Source organism: Rhodococcus sp. MT28, from assembly GCF_058792695.1.
Map to the genome: position 1 here is coordinate 1,117,630 of NZ_JBXAFD010000001.1, position 20,199 is coordinate 1,137,828.

The 20,199-nt window shown below is 62.4% G+C and carries 17 protein-coding genes; 8 read left to right on the plus strand and 9 right to left on the minus strand.

Going from position 1 to position 20,199, the window contains the following annotated elements; all coding sequences use genetic code 11:
* Positions 1-23: 23 nt before the first annotated feature.
* Entirely contained in the window at positions 24-1,244 is a 1,221-nt protein-coding gene (locus AC1Q6C_RS05380) for a CoA transferase (RefSeq protein WP_054188392.1), read from the plus strand.
* A gap of 66 nt (positions 1,245-1,310) precedes the next feature.
* Here the strand turns inward: AC1Q6C_RS05380 and AC1Q6C_RS05385 are convergent, their stop codons facing one another.
* On the minus strand, positions 1,311-2,468 hold the full coding sequence (locus AC1Q6C_RS05385; protein ID WP_003940617.1) for an acyl-CoA dehydrogenase family protein: 1,158 nt from the start codon (positions 2,466-2,468) through the stop codon (positions 1,311-1,313).
* A 195-nt stretch (positions 2,469-2,663) separates the two neighbouring features.
* On the opposite strand from AC1Q6C_RS05385, the gene AC1Q6C_RS05390 reads away from it, so the two are divergent.
* The 5 genes from AC1Q6C_RS05390 (at position 2,664) to AC1Q6C_RS05410 (ending at position 8,867) form a co-directional block, all read left to right on the plus strand.
* Positions 2,664-4,127 (plus strand): MFS transporter, encoded by a 1,464-nt coding sequence (locus AC1Q6C_RS05390; protein ID WP_492666409.1) that lies wholly within the window; start codon positions 2,664-2,666, stop codon positions 4,125-4,127.
* Between the two features lie 134 nt (positions 4,128-4,261).
* Positions 4,262-5,392 (plus strand): thiolase family protein, encoded by a 1,131-nt coding sequence (locus tag AC1Q6C_RS05395; protein WP_492666410.1) that lies wholly within the window; start codon positions 4,262-4,264, stop codon positions 5,390-5,392.
* A 54-nt stretch (positions 5,393-5,446) separates the two neighbouring features.
* Positions 5,447-6,211, plus strand: coding sequence for an SDR family NAD(P)-dependent oxidoreductase (locus tag AC1Q6C_RS05400; RefSeq protein WP_003939944.1), 765 nt, complete (start codon positions 5,447-5,449; stop codon positions 6,209-6,211).
* Positions 6,212-6,252: 41 nt separating this feature from the next.
* Positions 6,253-7,908: a class I adenylate-forming enzyme family protein gene (locus AC1Q6C_RS05405; RefSeq protein WP_166503000.1), complete on the plus strand. Its 1,656-nt coding sequence runs from the start codon at positions 6,253-6,255 to the stop codon at positions 7,906-7,908.
* Positions 7,909-7,961: 53 nt separating this feature from the next.
* Positions 7,962-8,867, plus strand: coding sequence for an NAD(P)H-dependent flavin oxidoreductase (locus AC1Q6C_RS05410; RefSeq protein ID WP_202427117.1), 906 nt, complete (start codon positions 7,962-7,964; stop codon positions 8,865-8,867).
* Here AC1Q6C_RS05410 and AC1Q6C_RS05415 read toward each other — a convergent pair.
* The 6 genes from AC1Q6C_RS05415 to AC1Q6C_RS05440 are packed head-to-tail and all read right to left on the minus strand — an operon-like array spanning position 8,864 to position 14,907.
* A complete protein-coding gene (locus AC1Q6C_RS05415; protein ID WP_003939949.1) occupies positions 8,864-9,760 on the minus strand; it encodes a LysR family transcriptional regulator in 897 nt (298 codons plus the stop codon). The genes AC1Q6C_RS05410 and AC1Q6C_RS05415 overlap by 4 nt on opposite strands.
* 3 nt (positions 9,761-9,763) lie before the next feature.
* On the minus strand, positions 9,764-10,666 hold the full coding sequence (locus AC1Q6C_RS05420; RefSeq protein ID WP_492666411.1) for a LysR family transcriptional regulator: 903 nt from the start codon (positions 10,664-10,666) through the stop codon (positions 9,764-9,766).
* Positions 10,667-10,696: 30 nt separating this feature from the next.
* Positions 10,697-11,509: an enoyl-CoA hydratase/isomerase family protein gene (locus tag AC1Q6C_RS05425; RefSeq protein ID WP_030537193.1), complete on the minus strand. Its 813-nt coding sequence runs from the start codon at positions 11,507-11,509 to the stop codon at positions 10,697-10,699.
* Entirely contained in the window at positions 11,506-12,267 is a 762-nt protein-coding gene (locus tag AC1Q6C_RS05430; RefSeq protein WP_492666412.1) for a crotonase/enoyl-CoA hydratase family protein, read from the minus strand. Before AC1Q6C_RS05430 ends, AC1Q6C_RS05425 begins: the two co-directional genes overlap by 4 nt.
* Before the next feature lie 37 nt (positions 12,268-12,304).
* Positions 12,305-13,351, minus strand: a complete 1,047-nt coding sequence (locus AC1Q6C_RS05435) for an MBL fold metallo-hydrolase (protein ID WP_042448546.1) — start codon at positions 13,349-13,351, stop codon at positions 12,305-12,307.
* On the minus strand, positions 13,348-14,907 hold the full coding sequence (locus AC1Q6C_RS05440; RefSeq protein WP_492666413.1) for a long-chain-fatty-acid--CoA ligase: 1,560 nt from the start codon (positions 14,905-14,907) through the stop codon (positions 13,348-13,350). Before AC1Q6C_RS05440 ends, AC1Q6C_RS05435 begins: the two co-directional genes overlap by 4 nt.
* Before the next feature lie 187 nt (positions 14,908-15,094).
* Between AC1Q6C_RS05440 and AC1Q6C_RS05445 the strand changes: the two genes are divergently transcribed.
* On the plus strand, positions 15,095-16,039 hold the full coding sequence (locus AC1Q6C_RS05445; RefSeq protein ID WP_042923979.1) for a LysR family transcriptional regulator: 945 nt from the start codon (positions 15,095-15,097) through the stop codon (positions 16,037-16,039).
* Here AC1Q6C_RS05445 and AC1Q6C_RS05450 read toward each other — a convergent pair.
* Entirely contained in the window at positions 15,973-16,863 is an 891-nt protein-coding gene (locus AC1Q6C_RS05450) for a LysR family transcriptional regulator (protein WP_030537198.1), read from the minus strand. The genes AC1Q6C_RS05445 and AC1Q6C_RS05450 overlap by 67 nt on opposite strands.
* Positions 16,864-17,045: 182 nt before the next feature.
* Here AC1Q6C_RS05450 and AC1Q6C_RS05455 point away from each other — a divergent pair, with 182 nt between their 5' ends.
* Positions 17,046-18,716, plus strand: coding sequence for a chitobiase/beta-hexosaminidase C-terminal domain-containing protein (locus tag AC1Q6C_RS05455; RefSeq protein ID WP_064443699.1), 1,671 nt, complete (start codon positions 17,046-17,048; stop codon positions 18,714-18,716).
* Positions 18,717-18,766: 50 nt separating this feature from the next.
* On the opposite strand, the gene AC1Q6C_RS05460 is transcribed toward AC1Q6C_RS05455, so the two are convergent.
* A complete protein-coding gene (locus AC1Q6C_RS05460) occupies positions 18,767-19,957 on the minus strand; it encodes an acyl-CoA dehydrogenase family protein (protein ID WP_030537200.1) in 1,191 nt (396 codons plus the stop codon).
* Between the last annotated feature and the right edge of the window lie 242 nt (positions 19,958-20,199).

A 20,199-nucleotide genomic window follows, 5' to 3' on the forward strand; every position in this document is an offset into this window, starting at 1 on the left:
TCTTCTATCACGGAGGACCACACATGACTCAGAGCCCAGGCCCGCTGTCCGGGCTTCGCATCGTCGAGGTCTCGAGCTTTGTCGCCGCGCCGCTGTGCGGACTGACGCTCTCCCAACTCGGCGCCGAGGTGATCCGGATCGACCCGATCGGAGGTGCCTCCGATTACAATCGCTGGCCCGTCACAGACAAGGGCGAGAGCATCTACTGGACCGGACTCAACAAAGGCAAACGGTCACTGTCAGTGGACATGCGCGCCGAACGCGGCCAAGAACTGATACGCCAACTGGTCACGGCGCCGGGACCTGGCGGCGGAATCCTGGTCACCAACGCCGGCGGCCGTAAGTGGATGAGCCACGACTCCCTGGCCCAGTTGCGTAGCGACGTCATCACCCTCGAGATCCTCGGACGCCGCGACGGCAGCCCCGGAGTCGACTACACGGTCAACGCCGCCTTGGGATTTCCACAGATCACCGGCCCCGCCGACTACGCCGGAGTTGTCAACCACGCACTGCCCGCCTGGGACGTCGCATGCGGGCTCTACGCCGCCCTGTCGATCACTGCCGCAGTGCGCCAACGTGACTCGACCGGACATGGATCTCGGATCACGCTCCCACTCGAAGACGTCGCATTGGCCACCGCGGGAACCCTCGGTTACCTCACCGAGGTACAAGTGAACGGTCGCAGTCGCGAGTCCGGCGGAAACGCCGTCTACGGCACGTACGGAATCGATTTCGTCTCCAGCGACAACGAACGGTTCATGATCGTTGCACTCACTACCCGCCATTTCCGCGACCTTGCGTCGGTCACCGGCACCACGGCGGCTGTCGACGCTGTCGAAGCTGCGCTCGGAGCCGACTTCTCCACCGAAGCGGATCGCTACCGTCATCGAGAGGTACTCACTGCTCTGTTCTCACATTGGTTCCGGGAACACAGCGGCGCCGAGATCGCTGCAGCGCTGGACACATCGTCGGTTCTGTTCGAGAGGTACCGCAGTTTCGAGGAAGTGGTGAAATCTGGCGAACTGGAGAACAACCCGATGTTCTCCGCACTCGATCAACCTCGAATCGGAAGCTACCTGGCTGCCGCCAATCCTGCCTCGTTCGACGGCGCACACCTGGGTACCGGACCCGCCTCCGAGGTCGGCGGCGATTCGATCGCGGTGCTCGCCGACATCCTCGGAACCAACGCCGATCACGCCTCGACGCTGATCGCGGACGGCGTGGTCGGGGTTCCGGCGAACTGACCTACCCGGAAGATGTTTTCGGCCTCGGAACATTTGTTCCGAGGCCGAGAACATGTCGAGAGTGCGTCAGAGACCAAGATCCTTCGCGATGATGGTCTTCATGACTTCACTTGTGCCACCGTAGATTCGTGTGACACGCGTGTCTGCGTAAAGACGCGCGATGGGATACTCGGTGATGTAGCCGTACCCGCCGTGCAATTGGAGGCACTTGTCGATCACTCGACCTGCCGCCTCGGTGCAGAACAGTTTCGCCTTCGCTGCGTCGGGAATCGTCAGAGTGCCGCGGTCATGACATTCGAGTGCGTTGTCGGACACCAGCTGGATGGCATCAACCTCGGTAGCGCATTCGGCCAGAACGAATTTGGTGTTCTGGAAGGCCGCGACCGGCTTGCCGAACACCTTGCGGTCCTTGACGTAGTCGATGGCAAAGCGAAGCGCTGCACTGGCAGTGGCGGCCGCTCCGAACGCGATGGTCAACCGCTCCTGAGCCAGGTTGTGGGTCAGATAGCTGAAGCCGTCGCCCTCTTCTCCGAGTCGGTCCTCGACGGGCACCTTGACGTCGACAAACGAAAGCTCCGCAGTGTCGGAGGTCTTGAGCCCGATCTTGTTGATCTTGCGCCCCACCGAGTATCCGGGCGACGACGTATCGATCACCAGAATCGACAACCCCGTGCGCCGGTTCTCCGCTGTGCTGGGCGCGGTACGGCACACCACCAGGACGCGGTCGGCAAGTACTCCACCGGTGATGAACGTCTTGGAACCATTGACCACGTAGTGCGTACCGTCCTCCGACAGCTTGGCCGTGGTCGCGATGTTCGCCAGATCCGATCCTGTTCCCGGTTCGGTCATCGCAATCGCGAACATCAGATCTCCGGAAGCGAAGCCCGGCAACCAGCGGCTCTTCTGTTCTTCGTTCGCGTACTCGAGCAGGTAGGGCAGGATCAGGTTCGTATGCACCGACTGCGAGCCGAACGACGCCCCGGCGGCAGCAACTTCCTCGGCGACGACGACGTTGAACTTGAGCGACTTCTCGCCGCCTCCGCCGTATTCTTCCGGCACCTGAATTCCGAGTACGCCCAGCTCTCCGAGTCGTCGGTAGAAGTCACGGGGCGGGTGACCGTCCTCTTCCCACTTCTCGTGGACCGGGGTTACTTCCTTCGCGATGAAATCGCGAACGGTTGCCCGGAATGCCTCGTGATCCTCGTTGAACACGGTGCGCTGCATGTATGAACTCCAGTCGGTCAAGGGGACAGGGTGATCCTGATCTCACCTTGCCTCAATGTTCCGCATTCGATCCAACACTCATCGGCTATGCGTCCGATAGGGCGTACCAATATGGCCTGACCTGGGATACATAGGCAACCGCTATCGTTCCGATCATCGACGCGACATTGCTCAAAGTGATCCAGAACACGTTGAATGAGTCAGCCGGCAAACACACCACCATCGATCGCTTCGAGGCCGCGCTTCGAGCACGATCGCATCCGCCCACCAGTCTCGAAGGGACGCCACGTGACCCCCATCGCGCCACAGCGTAACGACGTCCAGCCCGAAGCAACAGCAACGCCAGATTCGTCAGCAGTTCCCGTCTTCGGTACTCGCAAGCGTGCGTGGACGATGACCGGGCTCGTCGTTTTCCTCTACATCGTCAACTACGCGGACAAGGCAGTCCTCGGAATCATCGCTCAGCCCCTCGCTCGTGAGCTCGGACTGAAGTCTTCGCAAATCGGCATGGTCGGCTCGCTCTTCTTCCTGATGTTCTGCATCGGTGGATTCCTCGCCGGACCGCTCAACAAGTACCTGACCCTGCGTTGGGCGCTGTTGATCCTGGCCGCAATCTGGTCCGTGGTCATGCTCCCCCTCGTTCTCGGCGCCAGCCTCGCGATGTTGATCGTCTCGCGCATGCTCCTCGGATTTGCCGAAGGCCCCAGTTCGGCGCTGATGCACACCGCGGCGTACTCGTGGCACCCGCCGGCCAAGCGCGGCCTTCCCGGCGCAATGCTCGCCGGATCCGCCTCTGTCGCAAAGATCGCTCTCGCGCCGGTACTGACCTTCATCGCCGTTCATTACGGCTGGCGCGCAGCGGTTCTCTCGCTCTCCGTTCTCGGTCTCGTGTGGATGGGTTGCTGGCTGGCCGGTTGGTCCGAGGGCCCGTACACGAGCAAGGCCGTCAAGGCGACCAAGACTGCAGTTACAGAAGCAACCGAGGCAGCCGGGACAGCCACGAAGGCGGTCACCGAGCCCAACGTTCCGTGGCGCAAGATCCTGCTCTCCCGCACCTTCGTCAGCTGCTGCTTCCTCATCGCAACCATCTACGCGCTGACCACCGTCGTTCTCACCTGGTTGCCGTCGTACTTCGAGGTCGGCCTCGGATACAGTGCGATGCAAGCCGGTTCGATGTTCGCGCTGCCCTCGATCGTCGGTCTCGTCCTCATGATCACCTCCGGTTCCGTCACGGACAAGTTGATCGGCCGCGGCTTCACCTCTCGTACGGTTCGCGTCATCGTTCCCTGTGTCGGCGTTCTGATCTGCGGATCGATTCTCCTGTTCCTGCCACAGATCTCCACCCCCATCGTCGCTGTCGCCATGGTCTCGATCGGCTACGGGTTCTCGGCAATCACCTTCCCGCTCATCAACGCTGCGATCTCGGAGCTGTGCCCGCCGCAGCAGACTGCCGGAACGATGGGATTCTTCCTCGCCATCATGTCGATCGGTGGCCTGATTGCTCCTTACGCAACGGGAGTCATCGTGGACAACGCTGCAACCCCGGCCGACGGTTACGCCCAGTCCTTCCAGGCAATCGGCGTCATCGGAGTGATCGCCGCGGTTCTGGTCCTCGTCTTCGCCAATCCCGAGCGCGATCGCAAGCTCATCCGAGGCTGAGTACTCCACGTATAGCCATTCGCTAACAAAGCCATTCACCGAAAGACATTGCCGGGTCGACCCGCTCGTGATCGACTCGAGACACGCCCCGACCGCACAGTCGCAGAACCGGGCACGAACAGCAGGAGAGATACATGCGAGATGCCGTCATCGTCGACGCAGTACGTACACCGATCGGCCGTCGTGGCCGCGCCCTCTCGGAGATCCATCCGGTCGAGTTGTCCGCCCATGTACTGCGTGCGCTCGCTGAACGGACCGGACTCGACGCGGCGACGGTCGACGACGTGATCTGGGGTTGCGTCAGTCAGGTCGGCGAGCAGGCCGGAAGCATCGCCCGCACAGCGGCACTCGCTGCCGGCTGGCCCGACAGCGTTCCCGGCGTCACACTGACCCGGGCCTGCGGATCGAGCCAGCAGGCAGTTTCCTTTGCTGCGGCCACCGTCATCTCCGGTCAGAACGACGTGGTCGTAGCCGGAGGCGTCGAATCGATGTCACGAGTACCGATGGGTACCGCCAGCAAGAACGGTGAGCATTTTCCGGCTTCGGTACTCGAACGCTACGGGGTGGACGGTTTCAGCCAGGGGACCGGCGCCGAGATGATGGCCCGCAAATGGGCACTCACACGAACAGCTCTGGACGAATACTCCCTCCGCTCACACGAACTCGCGGCCCGTGCCACCGATGAAGGGGCATTCACCGGGCAGATCACTCCGATCGCGGGCTTGTCCCAGGACGAAGGCATTCGGCGAGGCGGAAGTGTGGAGTCGCTCGCGAAGTTGCCCCCGGCCTTCGACACCGACGGTGCCATCCACGCCGGCAACTCTTCTCAGATCTCCGACGGGGCGGGCGCCACACTCGTCACGACCAGCGAGTACGCCCGGGCACGCGGGTGGAAGCCGCTCGTTCGTATTCACACCGCAGTGGTCGCAGCCGACGACCCGGTCATCATGCTCACCGGTCCGATTGCCGCCACCGCAAAGGCATTGGACCGCTCCGGATTGTCCATCGACGACATCGGCGCCTTCGAGATCAACGAGGCATTCGCCCCCGTCCCGCTTGCCTGGCAGGCTGAAACCGGCGCAGCCATCGATCGTGTGAATCCGCTCGGCGGCGCTATCGCGGTCGGCCACCCACTCGGCGGATCAGGTGCGATCTTGATGACTCGCCTGGCACATCACATGCGCGACAACGGAATTCGCTACGGTCTCCAGTCGATGTGCGAGGCCGGCGGCATGGCCAATGCGACCATCCTCGAATTGATCTGACCCGACAACGCTTTCGGGCCGACACGTCATCCAGCAGGAAAGAAGAATTGATCCATGAAACTCGAGGGACTTTCCACCGCGATCACCGGCGGCGCTTCAGGCCTCGGCCTGGCAACCGCTCGACGGCTGCTCGACGCCGGAGCGCAGGTCACGTTGATCGATCTGCCTTCGTCCGACGGTAAGCAGGTGGCGGCCGATCTCGGTGCTGCCGCACAATTCGCCCCGGCCGACGTCACCGACAGCGAACAATTCGCCGAAGCACTCGACGCGGCGCACGAGCGCGGCGGCCTCCGCGGCGTCGTCCACTGCGCGGGTGCCGGGCGTCGTATGCGCATTCTCGACAAGGACGGAAAAGCCGGATCGGTCGAAGATTTCGAGTTCGTCGTCAAGCTGAATCTTGTCGGTTCGTTCAACGCACTCCGTCTCGGCGCCGAGCGGATGGCGGAACTCGACGCCGTGGACGGTGAGCGAGGTGCCATCGTCATGACGGCGTCGGTCGCAGCATTCGAAGGTCAGATCGGTCAGATCAACTACACAGCGTCCAAAGCCGGCATCGTCGGTATGACGGTCACCGCTGCCCGCGATCTCGCCAGCCGCGGAATCCGCGTAAACACCATTGCTCCCGGCATCATGGACACTCCCCTGCTGGCGCGCCTACGCGAAGACGTGCGCACGGCCCTCGAAGCCTCTGTTCCCAATCCCTCACGACTGGGTCGTCCGGACGAGTTCGGCCAGCTCGCCGTCTCGATGCTCGAGAACGGCTACCTCAACGGCGAGACCATCAGACTCGACGGCGCTATCCGAATGGCTCCCCGGTGACGGGCACCAGCGTGATCGCCAATCCACAACTGCGGCACAACATGCAATACCCGGATACCACCATGGCGTACTGGGCGCCCAGCATGGCGGCGCTCTACGGTGACCGCCTCGCCGTCGTGGACGGCGAGCGTACGTGCACCTTCCGCGAACTCGGTCAGCGCAGTGCGCAATTCGCCGGCGCACTGCGGCAAGCCGGGGTGGGCGTCGGCGACGTGGTGTTGATGCACCTCGGGAACTGCGTCGAGTTCCTCCAGGCTTACTACGGATGCCTACAGGCCGGGGCGACAGTCACATTGGTCAACCCACTGCAGCCAGAGCTCGGCCTGCGCAAGCAGATCGAAGAGACGTCCGCCGTTGCTGCAGTGACTCAGAGTTCGCAGCTGCACGTACTGCTCGCGGCCGCTTCAGGAACCTCCGTGCGTACGATCGTGATGGTCCAGGACACCGAGGGCGCGCTCGACACACCGGAGTCGGTCGTCGCATTCGACTCCTTCATCGCCGATCTACCCACCGAATTCACCCCTGCCTCGGTTCGTAGCGACGACATCGCACACATCGCGTTCACCGGCGGAACCACCGGAGTCTCCAAAGGTGTTCGTGTTCTTCACCGCAACGTCGTCGGCAACATCACGCAGATGTGTGGGTGGAGAACCGGTCACGAGTTGGAAGCAGGTCCTGACGGTCTCGTCACGCCTCGACGCATCGACGGCCTCGACGTGCTCGGTCCGACGCCCGGGACCGGGGCGACCATCGTGGTCTCCCCTCTCTTCCACGCACATTCGTTGCTCAACACGTCGTTCCTGTTGATTTCCGGTCTCACCCAGGTGTTCGCCGGTCGGTTCGAACCCGGCCGGATGCTCGAGCTGATCGAAAAGCACGAGGCCACCTATCTCACCGGGTCTCCCGCCATGTGGCACGCACTGTCGGTTCATCCCGACGCTACGGTGCGCAACACCGACAGCGTGTGCGTCGTGTCTTCGGGTGCCGCCCCGATCGACAGTGTCACGCTCGCCGCACTCCGCCGGGCATTTCCCAAAGCGCTCGTCGTCGAAGGGTACGGGCTGACCGAGGCCACCTGTGTGGTCACGGCCGCTCCGCTGATCAACGGCTCGGAATATCGGCAGAGCAGCGTCGGCCTCCCGATCTTCGACACCGAAATCCAGATTCGCGATCAGCTCGACCGGAAGACCGTTCTGGGCGAGAACGAACGCGGCGAACTGTGGGTGCGTGGGCCTCAGGTCACCGACGGCTATCTCGGACACCCGGAAACCACCGCAGAACAGTTCGTCGACGGCTGGTTGGACACGGGAGACATCGCGTACCTGGACTCGGACGGATACCTCTTCATCTGTGACCGGGCCAAGGACATGCTCATCTACAAGGGGTACAACGTCTATCCGCGGGAACTCGAAGAGATTCTGGTTTCGCACCCGGCGATCTCGACTGCTGCGGTTGTCGGCCGCGAAGTGGGGAGCAACGGCCAGGAGCCCGTAGCCTTCGTGGTGATGATTCCGGGCGCCGAGTTCGACGCCGAGCAGATCAAGGCGTTCGTCGCCGAGCAGGTGCTGCCGTACAAGAAGATTCGCGAAGTCGTCGAGGTAGAACTCCTTCCGACATCGGCTGCCGGTAAGGTCCTCAAGACCGACCTCCGCTCGAGACTTCTCGAATCCGTCGATCAGAAAGGCGGTTCCAGGTGACGACCTTCGCAGACCTGACGTCGCAACTGCGTGTCCCGGTTCTCGCTTCACCGATGTTCATCATCTCGACTCCTGACCTCGTCATCGCGCAGTGCACCTCTGGCATCATCGGGTCCTTCCCGGCACTGAATGCTCGTCCGCAGTCGGCACTTCGGGATTGGCTCAAACTGATCACCGTGGCTCGTGAGGAACATGATCGTGAGCACCCGGAGAATCCGTCGGCGCCATTTGCCGTCAACCTCATCGTCCACCGGTCCAACAACCGCCTGGAAGAGGATCTGGCGACCATCGCCGAGTTCGAGGTTCCGATCGTCATCACGTCCCTCGGCGCTCGCACCGACATCAACGACGCAGTCCACGCATACGGCGGAATCGTTCTCCATGACGTCATCGACAATCGCTTTGCACGCAAGGCGATCGAGAAGGGCGCCGACGGACTGATCGCGGTAGCTGCCGGGGCCGGTGGTCATGCCGGTAGGCAGTCGCCGTTTGCCCTGATTCGGGAGATTCGTGAGTGGTTCGCCGGTCCACTGCTGTTGTCAGGTGCCATCGCTCATGGTGATTCGATTCTCGCTGCGCTCGCGGCCGGGGCCGATTTGGCATACGTCGGATCAGCTTTCATCGCAACCGAAGAGGCTAACGCGGATCCTGCGTACAAGGAGATGATCGTGGGTTCAGGGGCCTCCGACATCGTCTATTCCAACCTGTTCACCGGAGTACACGGAAACTACCTGCGGGGCAGCATCGTTGCCGCCGGCTTGGACCCCGACAACCTGGCCGAATCCGATCCATCCGCAATGAGTTTCGCGACCAACGACACCGATACCAAGGCCTGGCGTGACATCTGGGGCGCCGGACAGGGCATCGGAGCGATCGATGCAGTCCTTCCGACGCATGCAGTAGTAGAGCGTCTCGCCGCCGAGTACTCTGCCGCGCGAGAACGAATCTGCCGACTCTAGTGCTGTGACCGGCGTTCGTCGGACAGGTACTCGTGGATCAGGTTCACGAATACCTGTCCCACCGGCGACAACGTCGAGGGGTCGAAGGCGAGACCGTACGCACGCAGGAATCTCGGCTCGCAGGCCCGTTCCACCACCTGACCAGGCATCGATTTCGCCACCGAGCGCTCGACCAACGAACCGCCGAGTCCGGCGATGACCATCGGGAGCCGCGACTCCCGTTGCTCGGTCACCACCGCGAGTTCCGTTCTGGTACCGGCCTTTCGGATCGAATCTTCGATCGCGTCACCCATCGCTGCCCCGCGAGGAACGAATACCATGGGAATGTCCGGCATTTCCGAAAGGCGTACCGGCCCCTCGGGTAGTTCCGTTCCCGCCGGGTAGACCAGGCGGTATTCCTGCTCCCCCAATTCGACGATTTCGAGCCCTTCGCCCGCCTCGAGCGGCAGATGAGCCACCGCGAATTCGCAGTGGCCGTCCCGGATGAGACTTTCCAGATTGTCCTCACGCTCGAGTTCCGAGAATCTGACTCGTGCTTGCGGATACCGTCGACAGAACTCCGCAATCAGATCGACGATCGTCCCCGAGGTCAGTGCAGGGAAAGCCATGATGTCGAGGCGACCGACGATGGCGCCATCGGATGCCGTCAACTGTTCAGCCGCCGCAGCTACGTCTCGCAAAACCTGTCGACTCGGGCCGACCAGACTGCGACCGGCAGCACTGAGCACCATGCCGCGCCCGATGCGGTGGAACAGCCTCACTCCCAGTTCACGTTCGAGCCCGCGCAACGCTTGTGACACGGTCGGCTGAGCAACGCCGAGAGCCGCTGCGGCGCCGTTGATCCCCTTGTTCTCGACCACTGCGAGGAAGTACTCCATCTGCCGGAACTCCACAGTTCACTCCTCTTCCGTGGACGGAACGGCGGAGGTGGCCATTTCCGCAGCCGTCGCGATGAATGCAGCGGCCGCCGGGGATTGCTCGCCCGAGCGATAGACGATACCGACGTCGCGTGTCAGCGGCGGATCGAAGGAGAAGGCGCAGACGTCTGTCATCTGCTGTTGTGCAACCCTTCTCGGCACTACAGTGGCGCCGATTCCTCGACGCACGAGTTCCCACGTGGTCACAGGGTGGACACAGTCCACGACTACGTTCTCGGCGCCTTCGCTGAGCAAGCCCCGGAACTGATTCGATTGATCACCGAGATCGACCACAAGCGGCAAACTGTGCAAGAGCGCTCGCGGAACCGGATCCGCCAACGGCGTTGCAAGTCGGCCGGACAACGACGCATGGGTGGCGAGCACCAACTCCTGAGTGGCAATCGGAGCCGTGACCAAACCTTCGTACCCGATACTCAGATCGGTGACGCCGACCTCGGCCGACCCTCGCCGCAACGCATTGTCGATCCCGGCCGGGCCGTACGTGTCGAGAACACGCACGACGATCTTCGGGAAGTTGGCCCGGAATCGCCGGACCAACTCGACCATCGGATCGATCGAGAACGCCGAGTACGAGACGACGTCGACACGACCGAACTCGAGTTCGCGAACGGCGGTCACTTTCGCCTTCGCGCGCTCGACGTCGGCAAGGATTCTCCTGGCCGCGAGATCGAACGTGCGGCCCGCGTCGGTAAGAACCAACCGCCTGCCCGTCCGGTCGAACAGCGTGGCGCCGAGTCGACGCTCGAGCGTACGAATTGCCTGTGACAGAGAGGGCTGCGAAATGTAGAGAGCCTGAGCGGCCTTCGTTATCCCACCGTGGTCGACAACAGCGACGAAGTAGGTGACGAAGTGCAGATCCACTCATCCATCATACGACCAGCGATCCGTCGCTCACTCCACCCGAGTTGCCCCTGGTACGGCCCACTCTCCGGTGAAGATCGGCTCCCGCTTTTCCACGAAGGCACGAACCGCGTCGGTGGCATCCGTCGCAAAATTGACCGCTTGCGCCCTCGCCTCGTTGTCCAAGGCCTCCCGCAACGAGAGGGAGGTGTGACGTTCGAGCATGGCGGCAGACTGACTCAGTGCGGCCGGCGGGCCGGCGGCGAGCCGCTGCGCCAGTGTTGACGTGTGTTCGTCCAGCTCGGCCGGTTCGACCAGATAAGTCACCAACCCGAGCTCGTAGGCTTCCTGTGCGTCGATCGTCTCGGCAAGCATCACCAGTCGCTTGGCTTGTTGGAGGCCGACCAGTCTCGGCAGGATCCACGAACCACCGAAGTCGACAGACAACCCCCGTTTGGCAAAGATCTGGCTGAACTTCGCACCCTTGGCCGCCACGACGAAGTCGCAGAGCAACGCCATGTTCCATCCGGCTCCGACGGCAAACCCGTCGACCTTCGCCACCAGAGGTTTGGGAAACTCACTCAGTGCGATTGCCGTTGCGTTGATGACACGCATGCGATCGAGCGGGTGCGACGAGCCACGCTTGTCCAGATCGGAGCCCGCGCAGAAGGTCCCATCCGCGCCGGTCAGGATCACCGAGCGAATCTGCGCGTCCTCTTGAAGTTCGAGGACTGCTTCACGTAGAGCGATCCAGGCGTCGAGATCGAGAGCGTTGCGGCGGTGCGGCCGACAGAGAACAATCGTCGCGACAGCACCGTCTCGTTCGATGCTTACGGCCGCACGCTCGATCGTCTCGGCACTCATGAACCACTCCACACGGGAGAGCGCTTCTCGGCAAATGCCGTGGCGCCCTCCTTGGCATCACGAGAGGTGAAGACCGGATCGATGAATTCGCGTTGCGCCACAAAGGCATCCGGATCGGTGTACTTGGCGGACATTGCCAGTACCTGCTTGGTCGCGCGAACAGCCAGTGGACCGTTAGCCGCTACTCGGGCCGCAAGCTCGCGTGCGACGGTCAGCGCCTGTCCCGGTTCGGCGAGCCGATTGACCAAGCCGTGATGGTGCGCCACGGTGGCACTGAGCGGATCCCCCGTGATCGCGATTTCCATGGCCAACTGATACGGAAGAATTTTCGGCAGACGTAGGAGTCCGCCGGCGGCCGCGGCAAGTCCCCGCTTCACCTCGGGCAGGCCGAATTTCGCGTCCGTGGACGCCACGATCAAGTCGGCCGCCAAGGCCAGTTCGCAACCGCCGGCGAGTGCCCAACCTTCGACGGCTGCGATCAGCGGCTTCGACGGCGGAGCCTCGGTCAGACCGGCAAAACCACGACCCGGTAGCGATGGCCGCTCTCCGCGCGCAAATCCCTTCAGATCCATACCGGCGCAGAAGGTTCCACCAGCTCCGGTCAGAATGCCGATGGTGAGATCGGAGCGTTCCTCGAACTCGTCGATGGCCGCAGCCAAGGCTTCGGCAAGTTCGAGATTGACCGCGTTCTTGGCCTCGGGACGATTGAGGGTGATGATGGCAACGCCGTCGGCGAAGTCGGTGAGCACGACGCTCATGTTCGGTTCCTACTTCCGTGATGAGATTCTTGAAAGGTCACTGCGCGCGAATGCTCCAGCGCACGGGTGTGCCGCCGGACGGTGTCACGATCTCCCGCTTGGCCAAAACAACAAGATGAGCATGGGTTTCGCGGACTGCCAAGCGAAGTAGTCGCGGCGACATCTGTTCGAACGGGCGAGACCAGGAGATCGTGCGTGAGAGTTCCCAGGCCGTGGATTCAGGCTCATCCTGCACCGCAGCCACGATCTCCGCCAATCGCTCCTCGTGGTGCCCCATCAATTGACGTGCACGATCGGCGATCCCACGGAATCGATATTCATGTGCCGGAAGCACTTCGCACTCGCCCAGTGTTGTCGTCGCCTCGAGCGAGAGAAGATAACGATGAAGTGGGTTCTCGAGTTCACCGGGAATCGTGGAGATGTTCGGGCTGATCCTCGGCAGCATGTGATCGCCGCTGAACAACAAGCCTCTGGCCTCTTCCACGAAGCAGAGATGTCCGGGAGTGTGCCCCGGTGTCCACTGGGCGCGGAGATTCCAACCGGGCAGGTTGAGTGAATCCCCATCTCCCAGAACAATGTCGATGGTTTCATGCTCGGCGAACCGCACCAGGTCGACCCGAGACGCGTCGAGCACTTCGGCCGGTGCGCCGAGTTCGGACAATTGCAGGTTCCAGCCACTGATGTCGTCGCGGGTCTGCTCGGGACCGTGGTATCCGAGGAGCGTCGCGTCGGCCACATGCATCGCAAGCGTTGCGCCGCTGACCTGCCGAAGACGCGGCGCCAGGCCGAAGTGATCGGGATGCAGGTGCGTGATTGCCGCATAGCGCACTTCGGAAACGTGGTATCCGATCGATGCTATGCCGTCGACGAGAGCCTGCCAGGACTGTTCGTGATCCCAACCGACGTCGATGAGGGCAAGTCCGTCGTCGAGCGCGAGTGCGTAGACGAGTACGTAACGCAAAGGGTTGTCCGGCATGGGAACGGGGATCGACCACAATCCGTCCCGCACCTGTTCGACCGGTGGAAGGACTTTGTTCGCCCATGCCTCACGTTGTGCGACACCGACGTCTTCGGTCACGATCATGATGCTTCTCCGCTCGCGTTCAGCATGGTCCGGAGGCTCGACTTGAGCAGTTTTCCGCTCGCGTTGCGAGGTAGGGAGTCCACGAAATGGATCTGGCGAGGTTTCTTGTACGACGCCAACTTCGCTGTGCTGAAAGCGATCAACTCGTCGACGCTCGGCACGTCGGCACCGTCGACCAGTTTGACCACTGCGGTCACGGATTCACCCCAGCGCTTGTCGGGAACCCCGACCACCGCGACCTCGGCGACCGAGGGGTGCTCGGCCAGAATGGATTCCACCTCGATCGGATAGACGTTCTCTCCGCCGGTGATGATCATGTCCTTGAGTCGATCGGTGACGAACAGATACCCCTCGTCGTCCAGATGGCCGGCGTCCCCCGTTCGGAGGAAACCGTCGTGGGTGAACAATTCGGCGGTCTCACGGTCACGTCGCCAGTATCCGCGAGTGTTGTTTCTACTGCGCGCGACGATCTCACCGGAATTATTGGGCGGCAATTCCTCACCAGTGGTGACGTCTCGAATCGAGATCTCGACGCCGATCATCGGCTTGCCCGCAGAGCGAAGCAACTCCGAACGCGGCCCGCTCACATGATGGTCGTAAGCACGAAGGACGGATACCGAACCCGTCGTCTCGGTCATCCCGTATCGCTGAACGAATTTGCAGTTCAAGACAGTCATCGCGTGGGCGAGGAGCGCCGGAGTGATCGGTGACGCCCCATAGGCGACCACCTCCAGGCTGGTCAGATCGAAACTGTCGAGAGTCGGCAGATCTACCAGCGTCTGAATGACTGCAGGCACCAGAAATGCGTGGGTGACGCGGTGGGTCGCGATGGCATCAGCGACCCGAGCCGGCGCCATGTCTCCGAGCAGCACCAAAGGCACTCCGGCCGACAAGCATGTACTCATCCAGCCGGCACCGGCGATGTGAAAGAGGGGAAGTGCATCGAGTGCGACTGCATTCGAACCGAATTCGTAGACATCGAACCCCTCGGGCTCGTTGTACAGATTCCGGTGCGTGGCCACGACGCCCTTGGGCCGGCCGGTTGTCCCGGACGTGTACAGATGCAGAACTGCTGCGTCCGGATCGTGCCCGTGTCCGGGGTCGACACCGGTACCTGATGCCACGAACTCCGCCCAGGTTCGCGAATCCGGCAGGCCCCCTGCAGCTCCCACGGTTATGACCTCGATGTCCGGCAACGCTGCGGACATCGCCGCCGCCCCCGCGGCGAACTCGTCATCGACGATCAAGACGTCGAGCTCCGCGTCCTCGGCGATGTCGACGAGTTCGAGTGGGTTGAGCCGCCAGTTCAACGGTATGAACACAGCGCCTGCCTTCGCACATGCGATGAAGGTTTCCGCACCTTCGAGCCCCATACGCAGTAGCGCACCGACACGAGCACCCGTTGTGGTCACTTCTGCCAGCGCACTCGCCAAGGTGCTGGTCTCGCCATCCAGCTCAGCCCAAGTCAACGTTCGGTCGCCGCACGTGATTGCCGGATCGGACGGCCGTGTCGACGCCGAGTGGCGTATCCGGTTGGGTAGGTGAAGCTCGCTCACATCACGCTCCTGTGTTCCAGGTACTCACCGAGCACGAACCGCGGTCGGTGGTACTGGAACAGTCGACCATCGCTATGGCCTGCGCCACAAAGACGAGAAGGCGCACAGAGCCATAGCTCAGACCTATGTCAGCAGGTCGCAGCAAGTCACCGCCGCCAAGGGTCCGTCATCTGGGAGAATTCGTCAGATGCAGGCACCCGGGATGGACATACGCAGCGCGCAGTATCTCGTCGCGGTCGTCGATCACGGCAGCGTCACTGCCGCCGCGGACGTCCTGCGTATCTCGCAACCGTCCCTCTCGCAGGCCGTGCGCAACCTCGAACGAGCTCTCGGAGCCACACTCTTCGAGCGCACCACTCGCGGTCTGGCTCCCACCACGGTCGGACTGGCAGTTGCCGATTCTGCCCGTACGTTGCTCGCCGACGTTGCTCGGGCCGAGGCCGCGGTGGCTGCGGTAACCGCTTTGCGCGCCGGGGAACTCGCCATAGCGGTTCAGTCCGATCTCGCCATCGACCCTGTTGCAGAGGTCGCCGGACGCCTCCATCTGACGGCACCCGGAATTCGGTTCTCCACGAACGCCTCCGCCAACGCACAGGACGTGCGCGCGCTCGTGAGAGCAGGTACGTGTGAACTCGGGTTTCTCGAGACCCACCCGGGTGCCGAAGTCTCCGACGGGCTTCGAGAAATTGCCGTGAGCACCCAGGAAACGGTCTTGTCGATCCCCATTCGCCTGGCCACAGACCTCCCCGATCCGGTTCCGCGCACCGTGGTCGCGCGCCTGCCGATGGTGGTCGAGGCATCCGCAGTTCGGCGCGGGCACTCGATCGACGACGATCTGGAACTCACCGACGTCGTCGTGGAAGTACCTGATCGCCTTGCTGTCCGGGAAATGGTCGGGCAAGGTGTAGGCGCCGCGCTGCTGCCCAGATCGATCGCCGAACAAGACTCCCCGGCATCTGAGGTTCGCTCGCTTTTCCCACCGATCACCCGGCAGACGATCTTGGTCTACCGCGACGGCCCGCTCTCACCGGCCGGGTCTGCGTACATCGAGAACATCTCCCCACGTCACAAGCCCTCCACGAACAGCCTGCCCAACGGCGAGAGCGTCTCCGGATCGAACTCGACGCCGTAATTCAGTGAGATCGCCGGCTCCACCGGAAATATCTCCGCGCCGGACGCGACCGACCTCTCGGCCAACGAACGCTCCATGAATGCCATGCCCAAACCAGCAAAGACGAACGCGCCGACGGTCTCCCGCTGCGCCAACTCCGTCGACATCCGAGTCCGGGCCCCGGCGGCCTGCAGAGACGACTCGATGGCAAGGCGAGCCCGCGAGTGTTTGAGCACACCCACCACGGGGAGATCGGGCAATGCCGTCAATGACACCGGCTCTCCCGCAGCGGGTTTCACACCATTCGGCCAGACGTCAGGATGAACCCCCGACGGCACTGCCAGCCAGTACTCGTTCACCCCCAACACTTTCGTGGACAGCGCCGACATGTCGGGTGGCCAGTAACTGAAGACCACCTCGCACGCGCCGTCTGCCAACACCTGCTCAGACGTTGCACCCTGCGGCAACTCACCGACCCGAACGGTCACAGCAGGCCACCGCTCACGAAAGTCTGCCACGATGCGTGCGATCGGACCTTCGAGACCATGTGCCGCGGAGCAGATGTCGAGCCGGCCACGAGGCTCGTCGGCCGTACCGATCGCGACGTCGAACGCGGCCGCGCTGCTGCGAGTCATCTGCCTCGCCGGCCCTACCAACGCCCGACCTGCTGCCGTCAGCACCAAACCGCGACCGACGCGGTGAAACAGTTCGACTCCGAGTTCACGCTCGAGGCCACGAATACCCTGCGACAGCGACGGCTTGGTGACCGACAGATTCTGCGCAGCCGTCGACAAGGACTCACCACCGGCAACGGCAAGGAAGTACTCGATCTGACGTAGGTCCACTCCATCGACTTTGCCATAAACGCAGCCGGGTATACCGGTACCAAGCACTGCAGGGTGTTCACACACGCTTCATTAATCGGACATTCAGGACACACCTTCTTCTACCCGGCGCCACCTACCGTAATTGGTCCAGACCAATTACGGATGGGTCTGAACCACCGCGTCGAAGACAAGGAATCCTCGTGAGACGTACGACCATCGCGATAGCAGCCGTGACAGCGGCTCTCGCCGTTCCCGGCATCGCACCCGCCGAATCCCACGCCGAACCCGGCTGGGGCAGTTCGTCCTTCGAATGGGGCAGCTCTTCGGGCGAGAACAACACGCCGCCCGCAGCGCCCGGCGTCAGCGTCCCCGGCGGACGGTACGAGCACCCCGTCGACCTGACCTTCACCGCCGAGCGCGGCGCCACCGTCCGCTACACCGTGGACGGAACGACACCCACCACCGACAGCCAAGCTGCCACGCCGGGACGTCCGCTGCACATCGCGCAGGACACCAACGTCACTGTCGCAGCTTTCCGAGGCGATCACGCGAGCGCGGCCGTCTCGTTCGGCTACCTGATCAAGACGTCGGAAAAGCCGCTGGCTCAGGTCGTCGTGATGTCCGACGTCCACGTCGGCGATCACGCGAACAACGACAAGAAGTACGAAAGCTTCTTCGACACAATCGGTTCCATCTTCCCGAAACCCGACGCTATCCTCTCCAACGGGGACATGATCAACGACAACGGAGACGGCAAGGGGCCCGACCACAAGATCGTCGCAGAAATCTTCCAGGCAAACCTCGCCCGGAAGGGCATGAACGACACACAACTCCTGATCTCCAACGGCAATCACGATGCAAGTCTCGCGGCGATCAGAGCCGGGTACCCGGCGGAGTGGTTCCCGGATTCCGGTGGCGGATACTACGAATCCGACGTCAATGGTGTCCATCTCTTCACGGTCAACACCGAAACCTACAACAATGATTCAGCGCAACGCGATTGGCTGAAGTCCCGCCTGACCGAAATCACCGCGGAGTCCGGGAACCTGACCAAGCCGATCCTGGTCCAGGGACACCGGCCGGCAAGCAACACAGCCATGGACGGGCAGCAGGCGTCGAACCCTCGATTGACCGAAGACCTGAGTGCCTTCCCTCAGGCAATCTTCTTCTCCGGGCACTCACATCTGAACAACAACGACGACCGGTCGATCCATCAGCGTGACTTCACGTCGGTCAACGACGGCTCGATGTCGTACATCGAAATCGATCACGGCTACCAGATGGTGACCGAGTCCGGTCTCGCGAACCGTTTCGAATCACCCACTGCCCAAGCGCTCTTCGTCGAGGTCTACCAGGACCGCACGGAAATCAACCGAATCAACATGGCGGCAGACAAGCACGACATCTACGCCGGTGGCGCGTGGTCAGCCAACTGGCAGCCGCCGTACTCGAGCGCGGGCACGCTGAGCGGTTCGGGGTGGACGGTCGAACTCGACGGGTCGACCAACCAGCAGATCAAGGACAACTTCCGCTACACCTCGGGCGCACGGAACACGCACGCGCCGGAGTTCACCTCGAGCACTCCGCTCTCGGTGACGACCGGCGAAAACGGTGCGACCGCACTGAGGATCGCGCAGGCCAAGGACGATCAGATGGTGCACCACTACGCCGTCGAGGTCACGGACACAGCCACCGGAGCGAAGGTGGTCTCGTCGAAGGTGCTCTCGGACTTCTACTTCATGCCGCGGCCGAACAGCCTCGACATTCCGATTCCCGATGCCGCAGCGGGCACCGCATACGAAGCCCGCGTCGAAGCCGTTGACGCATACGGCAACCGGTCACCGGTGACAACCCTGGCCTTCACCCGCTGACCCGACACGACAAAGCGGCACCGCGCATATTCGCGGTGCCGCTTCTCGGCTCAGTTGTACGTGCGAAGCAGGCCCTTGCTGATGATCTGCTTCTGGATGTCGCTGGTGCCTTCACCGATCAGAAGGAACGGCGCCTCACGCATCAACCGCTCGATCTCGTATTCCTTGGAATAGCCGTATCCGCCGTGGATACGGAAGCTGTCCTGGGTGACCTCCGAGCAGAATTCACTCGCCAGATACTTCGCCATACCCGCTGCGACATCGTTGCGCTCACCCGAGTCCTTGAGCCTGGCAGCGTTGACCATCATCAGATGCGCCGCTTCGACTTTGGTGCCCATCTCGGCGATCCGGAACGCGATGGCCTGATGCTCGGCGATCGGCTTGCCGAAAGTCTCGCGTTGCTTGGCGTAGGTGACAGCCAGTTCGAAAGCGCGCTGGGCAATTCCGCAGGCACGCGCGGCGACGTTGACCCGGCCGACCTCGACGCCGTCCATCATGTGCCGGAATCCCGAGCCAGGGGTGCCACCGAGAACCTCCTCGGCTCCGATCTCGAAACCGTCGAAGATCATCTCCGTGGTGTCGATTCCCTTGTACCCCATCTTCTCGAGCTTGCCCGGAATGGTCAGGCCCGGGAGTACCTCGCCGAAACCTGCGGGCTTCTCGATCAATATCGTCGTCAGATTGTTGTGCGGCTTCTCCGCGCCCTCGTCCGTCTTGACCAGGACTGCCACCAAGGTCGAGGAACCTCCGTTGGTCAGCCACATCTTCTGGCCGGTGATCACGTAATCGCCGGAGTCCGTCCGCTTCGCCCTGGTCGATATGGCAGCAACATCGGAACCGAGAGCAGGCTCCGACATGGAAAATGCACCGGTGAGTTCCCCGGACGCCAGACGCGGCAGGTACTTCGCCTTCTGTTCCGGCGTCCCGTGCGCCGAAATCATGTGAGCCACGATGAAATGCGTGTTGATGACACCGGACACGCTCATCCATCCACGGGCCAATTCTTCGACGCACAGCGCGTAGGTGAGCAATGATTCGCCGATACCCCCGTACTCGGGGTCGATGGTCAGTCCGAACAGACCCATGTCCTTCATCTGCTTGACGATGTCGGTCGGGTACGTATCCGAGTGTTCGAGTTCCTGCGCCGCGGGGATGACCACACGATCGACGAACTCGCGTACCGCCCCGACGATATCGGTCTGGGTTTCGGTCAATCCCGCCGTCTGCGCCAAACGAGTCACTGTTCCACCTGTCAGTCGGTACTTCGTGCCCTCCCGGTCGACGAAATTGATTCGACTCCAGGAACTTTCATCCCACCGCGACGTGTGTGCGGCAGAGACGCTGCATCCATTCAATCCCCGAACGGTATATGTGTCAAAGTCGATTTCGCATACGAACCGTATGGCGGAAACTATGTCCGAACAGGTCGTTCCTGCTGTTGACAACCGCGCCACGTGTGCTGGATATTCGAGAGGCCAGGTCG